Origin of the sequence: Actinocrinis sp. (genome assembly GCF_035653575.1) — a bacterium.
GTDB lineage: Bacteria > Actinomycetota > Actinomycetes > Streptomycetales > Catenulisporaceae > Actinocrinis.
Map to the genome: position 1 here is coordinate 22,515 of NZ_DASRBQ010000002.1, position 13,928 is coordinate 36,442.

10 protein-coding genes are annotated in these 13,928 nt (G+C 71.0%); 4 read left to right on the forward strand and 6 right to left on the reverse strand.

The annotated features are described in order from the left end of the window. Positions 1–32: 32 nt before the first annotated feature. The 4 genes from VFA06_RS00120 to VFA06_RS00135 all read right to left on the reverse strand — a co-directional run bounded on the left by VFA06_RS00120 (position 33) and on the right by VFA06_RS00135 (position 6,578). Positions 33–716 carry an HAD family hydrolase gene (locus VFA06_RS00120; RefSeq protein WP_324838238.1) on the reverse strand — a complete coding sequence of 228 codons (684 nt, stop codon included), beginning with the start codon at positions 714–716 and terminating at the stop codon, positions 33–35. Between the two features lie 200 nt (positions 717–916). Next, complete coding sequence (locus VFA06_RS00125; RefSeq protein ID WP_324838239.1) at positions 917–2,575, reverse strand: NRAMP family divalent metal transporter; 1,659 nt, start codon at positions 2,573–2,575, stop codon at positions 917–919. A 566-nt stretch (positions 2,576–3,141) separates the two neighbouring features. Then, complete coding sequence (locus tag VFA06_RS00130) at positions 3,142–3,840, reverse strand: response regulator (protein WP_324838240.1); 699 nt, start codon at positions 3,838–3,840, stop codon at positions 3,142–3,144. Next, positions 3,837–6,578: an ATP-binding protein gene (locus VFA06_RS00135; RefSeq protein WP_324838241.1), complete on the reverse strand. Its 2,742-nt coding sequence runs from the start codon at positions 6,576–6,578 to the stop codon at positions 3,837–3,839. Before VFA06_RS00135 ends, VFA06_RS00130 begins: the two co-directional genes overlap by 4 nt. Before the next feature lie 276 nt (positions 6,579–6,854). On the opposite strand from VFA06_RS00135, the gene VFA06_RS00140 reads away from it, so the two are divergent. Beyond that, positions 6,855–7,679, forward strand: coding sequence for a G1 family glutamic endopeptidase (locus tag VFA06_RS00140; RefSeq protein ID WP_324838242.1), 825 nt, complete (start codon positions 6,855–6,857; stop codon positions 7,677–7,679). 369 nt (positions 7,680–8,048) lie between these two features. On the opposite strand, the gene VFA06_RS00145 is transcribed toward VFA06_RS00140, so the two are convergent. Further along, entirely contained in the window at positions 8,049–9,671 is a 1,623-nt protein-coding gene (locus tag VFA06_RS00145) for a helix-turn-helix transcriptional regulator (RefSeq protein WP_324838243.1), read from the reverse strand. Between the two features lie 367 nt (positions 9,672–10,038). Between VFA06_RS00145 and VFA06_RS25785 the strand changes: the two genes are divergently transcribed. Beyond that, complete coding sequence (locus VFA06_RS25785) at positions 10,039–10,497, forward strand: WhiB family transcriptional regulator (RefSeq protein WP_349259989.1); 459 nt, start codon at positions 10,039–10,041, stop codon at positions 10,495–10,497. 249 nt (positions 10,498–10,746) lie between these two features. Here VFA06_RS25785 and VFA06_RS00155 read toward each other — a convergent pair whose 3' ends face one another. Continuing rightward, positions 10,747–12,567 carry a glycoside hydrolase family 13 protein gene (locus VFA06_RS00155; protein ID WP_324838244.1) on the reverse strand — a complete coding sequence of 607 codons (1,821 nt, stop codon included), beginning with the start codon at positions 12,565–12,567 and terminating at the stop codon, positions 10,747–10,749. A 188-nt stretch (positions 12,568–12,755) separates the two neighbouring features. On the opposite strand from VFA06_RS00155, the gene VFA06_RS00160 reads away from it, so the two are divergent. Both VFA06_RS00160 and VFA06_RS00165 read left to right on the forward strand, forming a co-directional pair. Beyond that, positions 12,756–13,685 carry an SPFH domain-containing protein gene (locus VFA06_RS00160; RefSeq protein WP_324838245.1) on the forward strand — a complete coding sequence of 310 codons (930 nt, stop codon included), beginning with the start codon at positions 12,756–12,758 and terminating at the stop codon, positions 13,683–13,685. Between the two features lie 9 nt (positions 13,686–13,694). Further along, complete coding sequence (locus VFA06_RS00165) at positions 13,695–13,913, forward strand: hypothetical protein (protein WP_324838246.1); 219 nt, start codon at positions 13,695–13,697, stop codon at positions 13,911–13,913. Positions 13,914–13,928 lie beyond the last annotated feature (15 nt).

A 13,928-nucleotide genomic window follows, 5' to 3' on the forward strand; every position in this document is an offset into this window, starting at 1 on the left:
GGGCTCTTTGCGCCGGCGGCCCGGAAGCGGGGTCAGGACTCGGCGAGCAGGGCCGGCAGTTCGGTCAGGCTCGTCAGCCGGAAGTCGGCCTTGGCGACCAGGTCGCTGTGATCGGCCACAACGTGGCCCCACGGCCCGCGCCTGATGTGTGCGGTACGCAGTCCCGCCTCCCAGGCCGGGCGCATGTCGTTGTCGAGCCGGTCGCCCACGTAGCAGATCCGTTCGGGGGCCGCGTCCGGGCGCATGGTGCGGCAGGCCTCGATGACCTTGGTGAAGAAGCGCGGATCCGGCTTGGCCACGCCCCAGGTGTCCGAGGTGGTCACCAGGTCCACCGGCAGCCGCAGCGAGTCGAGGATCCGGTGCGAGCGGCGGGTCTGGTTCGCCGCGATGATCACCAGATACCCGGCCTCGCGCAGCGCGGCCATGGCCGGCCGGGCGTCCGGGTACAGGTCCCGCTCGCCGTAGCCCTCGGGCCGCCCGGCCTCGGCCCGCCGCTCGCGCTCCGCATCCAGGTCGAAGCCGGGGCGGAAGTACTCGAACACCTCGCGGTGGTCCCGTCCCGCGCCGATCACGGCGCCGAAGACCGCGGAGAAGGTGTGCCTCGGCACGCCGAGCCAGTCGGCCCAGGCGTGGTACTCGACGGTTTCGTCGACCAGGGTCTCCCCTACGTCGAAGACCACGGCCTCGATCGGACGCGCGGGCGTGGGAGTGGGCACGGTCTGAACTCCTGACGCTGGATCGCTCGACCGGATGCACGACGCGTCGGCACGTGCATCCGGTCCCCGTTCGGCGGGAGCTTAGCGAGCCGATCTGACGGCAGCCCAGACTTTTCAGGGTTTCTCCATACTTTCGGACGAACTCCTGTGACTCCTGATGCGTCAGAGTCACTCGCACTGTGACGGATCACAGCAGGCGGTCACTGATGCAGTGCCATCTCCACGATCTTCACCACGACGAGCACCGAGGCGAGGGCCAGGTACAGGCGCAGGACCGACATGCCGACCTTGCGGCTCGTCGGCATCGCGGCGCGGCCGATCACGGACAGCGGCGGCATCCGCCAGTCCAGCGCGCCGGTGCGGTCGATCTCCTGCGCCGAATTCCTGCGCCGGCTCAGCAGCGCGTAGCCCGCGAACGTCACACTGAGCACGCCGCAGCCCGCGATGATGTCGAGGATCTGACCGGCCGTCAGCCGCGGGTCGAGCACGGCCAGCGTCAGGATGATCGACAGGGTGACCAGGACAGCCAGCACGGCGCCGGTGAACATGTTCGTCTTGCGGCCGTTGACCCAGGGACCGAGCACCTGCTTGTCGTTGCACAGCACCAGCAGGTACACCGAGGCGGAGGGCAGCAGCACACCCGCCATCGCCTGCACCCCGTTGGTGATCAGGCCGAGCGGCGAGCCGGGGATCAGCACGATCGTCGCGGCCACCGCGATGAGGCCGACGTACACCGCGTAGAAGCCCTTGGCCTGCTTCACGCCGCGGTGCAGCGAGTGGTTGATGCCCAGCGTGTCGCCGGCCGCGTAGGCGGTGGAGAGGGACACCGCGAAGGCGCCGATGATCGACGAGTCCAGCAGCGCGATGGCGAACAGGATGCCCGCGACATGCCCGGCCCGGGCGGAGATGGCCTGCGCCAGTCCTTGCGCGTCGCCGAAGTGGCCGGCGAACTTCGTGTTCGCGACCGCGGCCGCGGAGAAGCCGATGATCGCCGCCGCCCCGATCACCACCACGACGATGCCGATCCACAGGTCGGCCTTCTCGTACTTGATGAAGCGCGGGGTGATCCGCTTGTCGATGACGTAGGACTGCTGGAAGAACAGCTGCCACGGCGCAACCGTCGTGCCGACCAGGCCGATGATCAGCAACATCACCGCGGCCTCCTGGCCGCCGCCGCCAGGCATCTGCGGCACCAGGAAGCCGTGCGCCATCTGCCCCGCGCTCGGGTGCAGCATCAGCGCGATCGGGATGAGCAGCAGGCTGCCGGCGCACAGTGTGATCACGACACGCTCGAAGCGGCGGAACGAGCCGGTGGAGGCGGCCGCGATGACGACCACTCCGGCCGCGATCACCGAGGGCGCCTTGGGCAGGCCGAGGTATCCGACCGCGAGGGTGATCCCGATGAACTCGGTCACCAGCGTCAGGGCGTTGAGGAGGAAGAGGTCGATGACGCTGAACGCGCCCCAGAAGCGGCCGAACCGCTCCATGATCAGCTTGCCGTGCCCGACGCCGGTGACCGCGCCGAGGCGGACCACCATCTCCTGGTTCACGTAGAGCACCGGTACCAGCAGGAGCAGCACCCACAGCAGGTGGGTGCCGTAGTTCTGGCCGCTCTGGCCGTAGGTGGAGAAGGCGCCGGCGTCGTTGTCGCCGCACATGACGATCAGGCCAGGGCCGACGATGGCCAGCAGGGTCTTGAACTTGGCGGACAGGCCCTGGCGGGCCGCGGTGTCGCCGTGCTTGATGGTGCCGAGCGCCCCGCGGATGTCGCCGACGTGGGCGTCGTCGAGCACTGCGCTCTTGGTCGGCACCGCGCTGCGGGTGTGCGCTGCGCCGGGGGCAATGATGAGGTCGGTCATGGTGCGCGGTCCTTCCTCACGCCACGCACACGTCCGCGCCAGGGGGAAGCTTGGCACGGGCGAGCACGCACGTGTGGTCAGGCAGCGTGCGTCAAGGCCTAGCGCGGCGGACCTGAGGATGCGCGTGCGGCTACCCGACGCACCCTGAAAAGGGCGCGTTCGGTACCTACGCTGCGGGGTCTCTCGAAGGTCAGCGGCTCGGCGCGCGACGGACGCCGGAATCGGATGAGGGCGTGTGCGCGTCGACGGATCCCGTTCTCACAGGGCCCGTACTATGGCCGGGACTACTGGGTTCCATCATTCGCCTCCCCTCGTCCGGGGCGCCGTGGCGCTACGCTGATGTATGGGCTCTGCGATGCTCCCACCCGACCAGAAGATCCGGCACCGAACACCCATACGCTGAGCAGGGCAAGAATCCACCCCGGACCTGCCCTCAGTCAAGTGCAGATGCAAGCCGCAGCCGCATCGTGCCTTTAACGTGCTTTCAGGATAACACCGACCTCGGACCGAATCGGACCAATCGCCGAACTCAGCGATGGATGTGTGCTATTGCACGTTGGAATTTCTCACGGTTCGAAGCGATAGCCCATGCCGGGCTCGGTAAGCAGTTGTCGCGGGTGGGAGGGCTCCGGTTCGAGCTTCTGGCGCAGCTTCGCCAAATAGAACCTCAGGTAGTTGGTCTCCGACTGATACGCCGGGCCCCACACCTGTTGCAGCAGCTGCTTGCCGGAGACGAGCCGACCGGGATTTCGGACCAGTACCTCAAGCACCGCCCATTCGGTTTTTGTCAGATGCACCTGTTCGGGCGTCTGCTCGGGCGCGCCGGGGCGCCGCTGCACCGTTTTGGCGGCCAGGTCCACGGTGTAGTGGCCGATGGTCACGGCGGGCTCGGCCGCGGTCTCGCTCTCGCTGCGGCGGATCAGGGCCCGTAGCCGGGCCATCAGCTCGTCCATGGAGAACGGCTTGGTGACGTAGTCGTCGGCGCCGGCGTCGAGCGCGTCCACCTTGTCCGCGGAGTCCGCGCGGCCGGACAGGACCAGGATCGGCACCTTGGTCCAGCCGCGCAGGCCGGCGATCACGTCGGTGCCGTCCATGTCGGGCAGGCCGAGGTCCAGGACGACCACGTCGGGAAGGTGTTTGGCCGCCGCGTCGAGCGCGCCGGCGCCGTCGGCCGCGACGACCACCTCGTAGCGGCGCGCGGTGAGGTTGATGCGCATCGCGCGCAGCAGCTGGGGCTCGTCGTCCACCACGAGCACGCGGATCACGTCAGCGACTCCCTGTCTTGAGGCTCGTCGAACCCTGCGGCCGCGGCCGGTCCGAGCGGCGCCGGGTCCTCGTCGGCGTCCTGCGCCGCCGGTTCGATCGCGCCGACGGTCTCGGCCGCGGGCAGCGACACCACCATCGTGACACCGCCGCCGGGCGTGTCCTCCGGCGTGAGGGTGCCGCCCATCGCCTCGACCAGGCCGCGGGCCAGCGCGAGGCCGAGCCCGACGCCGGCGGTGTTGTCCCGGTCGCCGAGCCGCTGGAAGGGCCGGAACACCAGGTCGCGATCGGCCGGCCGGATGCCGGGGCCGCGGTCGATCACCCGGATCTCCACCCATCGGCCGAGTGCTGATACCGCGACGGTGACCGGCGAGGCGGTGTGCTTGACCGCGTTGCCGACCAGGTTGGCCACGACCCGTTCGAGCAGCGCGCCGTCGGCCAGCGCGGGCGGGACGGAGGGCGGCACCGGGGCGAGGCCGACCCTCGCGGCGGCGTCGGGGACCTCGTCGAGGGCGCGCGGGAGGACGTCGGCGGCCGCCACCGCCTCCAGGCGCAGCTTGATCGACCCGGCCTGGAGGCGGGACATGTCCAGCAGGTTCTCGACCAGCCGGGTGAGCCGGTCGAGTGACTGGTCGGCGGCTTCCAGCAGTTCCGCGCGGTCGTCGGCGGGCACGTCGAGGTCCGGGTCGCGCAGCGTGCCGATCGCCGCCTTGGCCGCGGCGAGCGGGGTGCGCAGATCGTGCGAGACGGCCGCCAGCAGCGCCGTGCGCATCCGGTCCGCGGCCGCCAGGCTCTCCGCCTCGGCGGCGCTGCGGGAGAGCCGGCGGCGCTCCAGGGCCGCGGTGGCCTGCGCGGCGAACGCGTTGAGCACGCGCTGGTCGTCCGCAGGCAGCGTGCGCCCGCGCAGCACGATCACCGCGTCGCGGCCGGCCTCGACCACCGTGTCGGCCTGGCCCGGGCAGAGCGCCGGATCGGCCCCGGTGCTGGCCACCAGCGTCCAGCGCCCCGGGTCGTCGTTCACGTCGGGCGGATGCGCGTCCCCAGGCCCGGTCTGCGGTGATCGCGGCCCTTCCGCGTCGGATCTCTGCAAGAGAGCGACGGAAGCCATCGCGAAGGTCTCGCGGAACCGCTCGAGCAGGGCGCTGATGGCCTCGTCGCCGCGCAGCACCGAGACCGCGAACGCGCCGAGGGTCTCCGCCTCGGCGGAGGCGCTGGCGGCGCGGCGGGTCTGCTTGATCGCGAGGTCGACCACGGAGGCCACGGTCAGCGCGACGAGGGCGAAGACGATCAGCGCGAAGACGTTGTTGCCCTCGTCGATCGTGAAGGTGTGGACGGGGGTGATGAAGTAGTAATTGAGCAGCAGCGAGCCCCACAGCGCCGCGATCAGCGCCGAGAGCAGCCCGCCGAGCCGCGCGATGGCCACTGTGGCGACCAGGAAGATGAGCACCTGGCTGGTCAGGTTCAGCCCGCCGTGCGGCACCTGCGCGAGCACCGCGGTGATGATCGGCGGCACGAGCAGTGCGGCTGCGGGTCCGCGCCAGCGCGTGTGTCCCCAAGCGGCTTCGCGCAGTGGGTTGGGCGGCAGCCATGCGGTACGCCGCCGAACCTGTTGCGGGTCTTCGTGCGTCACCATGTGCACGTCGATGTCGCCGGAGAGCCGGATCGTGCTCTCGCCGACGCCGCGACCGGTGAACAGCCGGCTGAGTCGGTTGCGGCGCGACGTTCCGAGCACCAGCTGCGTCGCGTTCACTGCCCTGGCGAACTCCAGCAGTGCCCGTGGCACGTCGTCACCGACCACGGTGTGATAGGTCCCGCCGAGCGATTCGACCAGATGCCGCTGCGCGGCCAGGGCCGTCGGGCTGGTGTCCGCCGCGAGGCCGTCCGAGCGGGCGACATGGACCGCCAGCAACTCGGGCCCCGCGGCCCCGGCGATCGCGGAGCCAGGCTCCTGATTGCGCACCGCCTTGATCGAGCGCTGCGCGATGCGCGCGGCACGGCGGATCAACAGGTCCCCCGATCCGTCCCCGGGCAGCGCGACGACCACGCGCTCGCGCGCCTCCCACACCGAGTCGATCCGATGATCCTCCCGGTAGCGCTGCAAGACCTCGTCGACGCGGTCGGCGACCCACAGCAGCGCCAGCTCGCGCAGCGCGGTGAGATTGCCGAGCCGGAAGTAGTTCCCGAGCGCCGCGTCGATGCGGTCGGCCGGGTAGACGTTGCCGTGGGCGAGCCGACGGCGCAGCGCCTCCGGGGACATGTCCACCAGCTCGATCTGGTCGGCGGCGCGCACCACCTCGTCCGGCACGGTTTCTCGCTGCGGGACCCCGGTGATCCGCTCCACCACGTCGCTGAGCGATTCCAGGTGCTGCACGTTCACCGTGGTGATCACTTCGATCCCGGCGTCCAGTAGCTCCTGCACGTCCTGCCAGCGCTTGGCGTGCCGGCCGCCGGGGACGTTGGCGTGCGCCAGCTCGTCGACCAGCGCCACCTGCGGGCGGCGGGCCAACACCGCGTCCAGGTCCATCTCGCGCAGCTCGCGGCCGCGATAGGCGCGCGTCAGCGGCGGTACCAGCGGCAGGCCCTCAGCCAGCGCGATCGTGTGCGGGCGGGCGTAGGTCTCGACCCAGGCCACGACCACGTCCGCGCCGCGCTCGATCCGCCGGTGCGCCTCCTCCAGCATCTTGTATGTCTTCCCGACGCCCGGAGCCGCGCCCACATAGACCCGCAACGTGCCGCGCATACCGCAATCCTGCCACCAGTGGCCGGAATGACTCATCGCGTTGACAGCCGCCGCGCCCGGCGCAGGCGCCACCGGAGTGAACGCCACAGTCATCGCCGCAGTGATCGCCGCAGTCATCGTCACAGTGATCGCCGGAGCGACTCTTGCGGCGAATCGGTGCAACCTCCTCTTTCCGGTCATCGAGTTCTGAGTTAACGTCAGATACAGCCGCGTGAACCGTTCGGGCGGCGACCGCCGTCCGGGATTCGCGCTCCTTCCCACCCACAAGGAGCATCCATGCGTTTGCGCCCGATATCCCGCGTCGCGCCCCGCACCGGCCTACCCGCCCGCCGCTCGGCGCGGGCCGGCCTCAGCGCACTGCTGATCGGCTCGTTCGCGTTGTTCGCCGTCCCGGTCTCGGCCGGCGGCGCCGCCGCGGCGCTGGCCGGGCTCGACTTCTCCCCGCACGCGGCCGGCGCGCGCCTGCACCCGGGCGCCGCGTCCGGCCTGAAGTTCGCCACCAGCACCAACTGGGCCGGCTACGCCGCGCACTCCACGAAGTACACCTCGGTCAGCTCGACCTGGCGCGAGCCCGGCGCCAGCTGCGGCTCGACCACGTCGTACGCCAGCTTCTGGACCGGGCTCGACGGATACGCGAGCTCCTCGGTCGAGCAGACCGGCACCCTGGTGCTGTGCTCGGGCGGCAGGGCGTCCCAGTACGCGTGGTACGAGATGTACCCGGCCAGCCCGGTCTACTTCAACAACACGGTCGCGGCCGGAGACACGATCGTCTCCCGGGTCACCGCGACCTCCTCCGGAGCGTTCACCCTCTACCTGGCCGACACCACCCGCGGCTGGAGCCACACGGTCAACCAGACCAACTCCTCGCTGGCGCGTTCCTCGGCGGAGGTCATCGCGGAGGCGCCGTCCTCGTCCAGCGGAGTGCTGCCGCTGGCGAACTTCGGCACCGTGACGTTCACCGGTTCCACGGTCAACGGCGGCTCGCTCGGCGCCTCGAACCCGACCTCGATCACGATGGTCACCAGCTCGGGGACGACCAAGGCCTCGGTCAGCGGGATCTCCGGCGGGACGTCCTTCTCGGCGACCTGGCACCACGCCTAAGCGCTGACAGGCGGCTCGGGTGCGGCGGCACTCCCCGGCGATGCCGCCGCACGTCGAGCATCGCTGACGCCTGCGACGGCCCGGCAACGGGCCGATACCGATAGCAGGACACTCATGCAGCGAGCCGGTCACAGACCGGCGTCGCGACGATAGCGCACGACGCCCCCTCCAGGCGGCCGATTTTCCGGTTCCTGCCACGCCGGCCGCGCAGCCCCACCGTATGCACCGCTCGCAGCACCCTGACGGCCTTCACCCAGCGCTCCGCCCAGCGGCCGCTTGAACGGCTGCTGACACCGCGCACGGCGGCACGAACGGCATCAGGCGTGCCGCGCTCCGCTGACGAACGGAGCGCGGCACGCCCGCCGCCGGTCAGGGCCGGACCGCCTCCAGCGCCTGCCTGGCCTCGTCCACCGGGGCCAGCACCCTCGGCGGCACGTTCATGGCCACCAGCCTGCGCCGCACGCCGTCGACTCGGTCGACTCCGGTGGCGTACCAGGATCGGTGCAGTTGCGCGATCGCTCCGCCGAGCAGTCTGGCGGACTCCTCGAGCTCGCCCTGTTGCGCGCGCACGTGCGCCAGGTCCGCCAGTGTGATCGAGCGCTGCTTCGCACCGGTCGCGGGCAGCGTGCGCAGGGTGCGTTCCAGCGAGGCGGCGGCCTCGCCGGTGCGCCCGGTGGCGATCTGGCAGAAGCCTTTGAAGCCGGCCAGGCGGGAAGCGTCGTAGAAGTCGAGCCAGTCCGGATCGGGGCCACCCGCCGAGCCGAGCCCGCCGAGCGCCGCCTCCGAGCGCGCGATCAGGTCGCCCGCCGAGGCCGCCGCGCCGAGCCTGGCCTCGATCTCGGAGTCCACCGCGTACATCCAGGAGCGCTGAGTCGGCCCGATCGCTCCGGCCGCCTCGTCGTGCGCGAGCGCCATCAGGTCCCTGGCCCGCCGCGCCCGGCCGCAGAAGGCCGGGACGAAGGCCATGTGCGCCAGCACCGCGCCGGTCAGCGCCCGGTCGGCGGCCTCGCGTGCCGCGTCGAGGGCCACGGTGAAATAGCCGTCCGCGAGCCTCGGCTGCTGGAGGTCGAAGAAGGCCAGCCGCGCGGCCAGCAGCGCGGTCTCGGCCACCGGGTGGGCCAGCCGGGTGCGCAGCGCCGCGGACTCGGTCGCGCGCAGCAGGCCGATGCCGAGTTCGGAATGCGCCGCGACCGGGGCGAACATCGCCGAGGCCGGCACGCTCCAGTACAGGGTGCGGTGCTGTGCGGTGATCGCCGAATATCCGGCCACCAGGCTCGAGTCCACGGCCGCGGCACCGGGCGTGACGCCGGCGCGCTGCTCCGCGAGCCGGGCGGCGGCCTCAGGCTGTTGCGAAATCGCCTGGTTCGCCGTGTTCTGATATGGAGAACCCTGATATTTCGGGTTTTGTTGCTGCGCCGAACCCTGATACGGAGCGCGGGTCGCGGCCCGCGCGGATGCGGGAGCGGCGGCGGCCAGCCCGCCGGAACCGAGCGCGACCGCGCCCGTCATGAACTGTCGTCTCTTCACCGGGTCGTGCCTCTCGTGGTCGCGTAACGACCGCGTGACCCCTGCTCCCCTGCCCATGTGCGCCGATCCACCCGAGCCCGAATCGGGTGGGTCGGCCTCCTCGCGCGCCCATTGCGGCTGGAATCCCATCCGCTCGATCGGCACGCCGAACAATGCCTCAAGCACCGCCTGGTACGCCGGCAGCGGCAGCGGCGGGTTGTCGCTCTCCCAGCGCCGCACCTGCCGCACCGAGAGCGAGAGCGGCCGGCCGATCTGCCGGGAGCGCGCCTCGAAGGCGGCGGCGAAGTCGGCCTGCGTCCAGAAGCGGCGCAGGCGCAACTGCCGCAGCGCGTTGTTGCCCGTGGCCGCCGGGCCCGCGCCCGCACGCGTTGTGGGCGGGGACGGCAGCTGCGGTGTCGGTACCGCGTGAGATGCGTGGGATGTGGAGCGCGCCTGACCCTGCCGTGACGGTGTCGCCTGCGGCATCGCCCGGACTCCTTCCTGCGGCGTTCACGGTGCGCGTGTGGTAGATCAGCGCAGAGTGGCAACCGATCCGCATCGTAAGTTAGCCCGGATCGGTGAACGCCGGGGGCGTTTCCACCCATTCGTGGGATGGCGATGTCCGGCGCGAGTCCGCCCCGGCGTGGTTGAAGAGGTCATATGCGCCGATGCGGAACGTCGGTCCTTTCGGCGCACGGCTCGAAAAAAGCGGGAACGATACGGGCGGTCCGGTCGTCTCAACGACTGTGGGGGGCAACTGACGCGGCGGCGACGGGAGCTACGGAACACCGGTGCCACGGCGTCCGTTGTTACGGACAGGACACACTCGGAGGGGACTGTGTTGGTGGACGAGATGGCTGTGCCGGACAAAGGCACCACGGGCGGATCGGCGCACGGCGGGAAGGCGGGCGCACGGTCGGCGCACTTGAGCCAGGGCCACGCTGCGGGCCAGAACGAGGCCGCGATGGCGGTCGCGGTGCTGCCCGAGCGCAGGTCCGCGCGTAACGCGGCGCGTATTCCCCCGGTCGCCCAGCTGCGGCTGGGCTGGCAGGAGCGGGCCGCCTGCCAGGGTTCGGACGCGCGGCTGTTCTTCGGCCCGGAGAAGGAGCGCATCCGCGACCGCGAGGTGCGGGAAGGCGCCGCGAAGCGGGTGTGCGCGAGCTGCCCGGTGCTGCGGGAATGCCGCAATCACGCGCTGCAGACGCCGGAGCTCTTCGGCATCTGGGGCGGGCTGAGCGAAACCGACCGGGAGATCGGGTTCGGGCGGTCCTTCGGCCGCCGCATCCCGCGTCCGCGTTCCGTGGCGGCCTGAGCGGCGATCCGAGGGCGGATCCGAACCGAACGGGAAGCGGGGACCAACGGGAACGGGAGACCGGGGCGAGCATTAACCAGCTGAATACGGGACGAACTGCTTAAAGTGCGACAGGTCCGCAGCGGTGACGGGGACCGCTGCGGACGCGCGTCGCGTCTTGCTTCGATGCCGCTTGCCTTGGCGCCACTTTCTTTGATGCTGCTTGTCGTGATGCTGCTTGTCCTGGTGCTGCTTGTCGTGGCGCCGCGCTCAATCCGAGACGGAGCGCACCCACCACACCGCCGTGTCGGGCGGAAGCAGCGCACTGGCGTGGGCCGCGCCGGCAGCAGGCGCGTCGCTCACGGCCGCCTCGCCGCCGAGGGCTGTCGCGGCCTGCGGCAGGGCGCCCTCGAGTTCGACGAGTTCGAACGGGCCGCTGGCGAGCACCGGCGTGCCGGGGACGGGCAGCGCCACCGGTGCGCTGCCGGTGTTGACGGTGCAGACGAATCCGGGCTCGCGGCTGAACACCAACGTGCCGGCCGGAGCGTCGATCCACTCCAGCCCGCCGTCGCCGAGCGCCGGATGCTCCCGGCGCAGCCGCAGCGCCTCGCGGTAGAGCCCGAGCATCGAGTCAGTGTCCTGCCACTGCGCCTCGACGGTGCGCGCCGCCCAGTGCGCCGGGGCCGGCAGCCAGCCGTCGGCGATGCCGAGCGGGGTGAAGTTGAACGGCGGGGCGGAACCGCTCCACGGCAGCGGCACCCGGCAGCCGTCACGGCCGCTGCTGCCGTCCGCGGAGCGGAACCGCTGCGGGTCCTGCAGCAGTTCGGCGGGCAGATCGAAGACCTCTTCCAGCCCCAGCTCCTCGCCCTGATACACGTAGGCCGAGCCCGGTAGCGCCAGCATCAGCAGGGCCGCGGCGCGCGCCCGCCGCTCTCCGGCCTCCCCGCTGCCGTACCGGGTCACGTGCCGCTGCACGTCGTGGTTGGAGAGCACCCACGTGGACGGCGCGCCGACCAGCCCGGCGGTGGCCAGCGACTGGTCGATCACGGTGCGCAGTGCGGATGCTTCCCACGGCGTGCCGAGGTAGTGGAAGTTGAACGCCTGGTGCAACTCGTCGGGGCGCACGTACGCGGCCAGGCGGTCCAGGGACGGCGCCCAGGCCTCGGCGACCGCGATCCGCTCGCCGGGATAGGTGTCGAGAATCCGCCGCCACGAGCGGTGGATCTGGTGCACCTCGTCCTGGTCGAAGTAGGGCAGCACCGCGCTGCCCAGCATGGTGATCTGCCCGGTGTAACCCACGTCCGGCAGCCCCTGCTGTTTGATCATGCCGTGCGCGACGTCGACGCGGAACCCGTCGACGCCCCGATCCAGCCAGAACTCCAGTATCTGCTCGAACTGTTCGCGCACCCACGGGTTGTGCCAGTTCAGATCCGGCTGCGCGGGATCGAACAGGTGCAGGTACCACTCGCCGGGCGTGCCGTCGCGCTCGACGACACGCGTCCAGGCCGGACCGCCGAACACCGATTCCCAGTAGTTCGGCGGCAGTTCGCCGTGCTCGCCCTTACCCGGCCGGAAGATGTACCGCTCGCGGGCCGCGCTGCCCGGCTGCGCGGCCAGCGCCTCGGTGAACCACTGGTGCCGGTCCGAGGTGTGGTTCGGCACAAGGTCCACGATCACGCGTAGGCCGGCCGCGTGCGCCTCGGCGACCAGCGCGTCGAAGTCCCCGAGCGTGCCGAACAGCGGATCGACCGCGCAGTAGTCGGCCACGTCGTAACCGCCGTCCGCCATCGGGGAGGGGTAGAACGGCGTGATCCACACCGCGTCGACACCGAGGGCGCGCAGGTACGGCAGCCGCGTGCGGATGCCCAGCAGGTCGCCGACTCCGTCGCCGTTCCCGTCCGCGAAGGACCGGATGTACACCTGGTAGATCACCGCCTCGCGCCACCAGGCCGCGCGCTCATCCGGCGGCGCGGACAAGTCGGCTGAGGGCTGGGCGGGCAGCGAGCCCACGGGCCGCGCGGGGTCGGCGGCGATCTGCGTCGGCTGGGCCGGGACCGCGGAAAGCAGGCGGTCGGGTCCGGTCACGGTCATGGTCTGTATGTCTTCCATCAAGCGTGTTACGTCCGGGCGACGATAACCCACGCCTCAGGCGCGCTGCTCCGAAGTACCGCAGTCCGGGCGGTGAGCCCGGTCACAGTCCCTCGCCCCACCCCTGGAAAAGTGATATCACTATGATAGATGGTGGTGCAGGGAAGCACCGCAGGGGAAAGGAAACGACGATGTCGACGACCTCGGGAACGGGGACCGGTTCGATCCGCGCCGGCCGCACGGTGCGCATGCCGGAGGCCCCGGTCAGCGAGCGGGAAGCACGCTCGGTCACCGGCTGGGGACCGCTGGCGGCCAGCCTGGCGGTGATCGCGCTCGCCGCGTCGCTGCAAGCCGCGATCGGCAAGCCGTGGTCGGCGATCACCGGCGCGGTGCTCTACGTGTTCGCGGTGATCAACCTGTTCGGCCTGACCGGAGTCTTTCCGGGGCAGGCGCGGGTGGTCTCGCTGTTCGGCCGCTACACCGGCACGGTGCGGGCGACCGGGTTGCGCTGGGTGAACCCGTTCACGGCGCGCCGCAAGGTCTCCACGCGGGTGCGCAACCATGAGACCACGACGCTGAAGGTCAACGACGCGGACGGCAACCCCATCGAGATGGCCGCGGTGGTGGTCTGGCAGGTGCGGGATACCGCGAAGGCGGTCTATTCGGTGGATGACTTCGCGGCCTTTGTCGCGATCCAGACCGAGACCGCGGTACGGCACATCGCCACCGGCTACCCGTACGACGCGCGCGAGGAGGGGCGGCTCTCGCTACGCCAGCACGCCGACGAGATCACCGCGCGGCTGAGCGCGGAGATCTCGGAGCGGGTGGAGCTCGCGGGCATCGCGGTGATCGAATCGCGGATCACCCGGCTCGCCTACGCTCCGGAGATCGCCCAGGTGATGTTGCGCCGCCAGCAGGCCGACGCCGTGGTCGCGGCCCGGCGGCGGCTGGTGGAAGGCGCGGTCGGCATGGTGCGCGACGCGCTCGATAGCCTTAGCGAGCAGGAGATCGTCGAGCTGGACGAGGAGCGCAAGGCCACCATGGTCAGCAACCTGCTCGTGGTGCTGTGCAGCGAGCACGCGACGCAGCCGGTGGTCAACACCGGCACGCTCTACCAGTGAGCCGCGGTCTTGACTGAGCGCAAGCAGATCCTGCTGCGGCTCGACCCGGCCGTACACGACGCGCTGGTGCGGTGGGCGGCGGACGAGTTGCGCAGTACCACCGCGCAGATCGAGTTCCTGCTGCGGCAGAGCCTGAGCCAGGCCGGACGGATGCCGAAGGAAGTAGGCGGCCTGCCGCGCCGCGGCCGCCCGCGCAAGCAGACGGACCCCGGGGACGACGAATCCTGAGATAGTCGTCGAGGC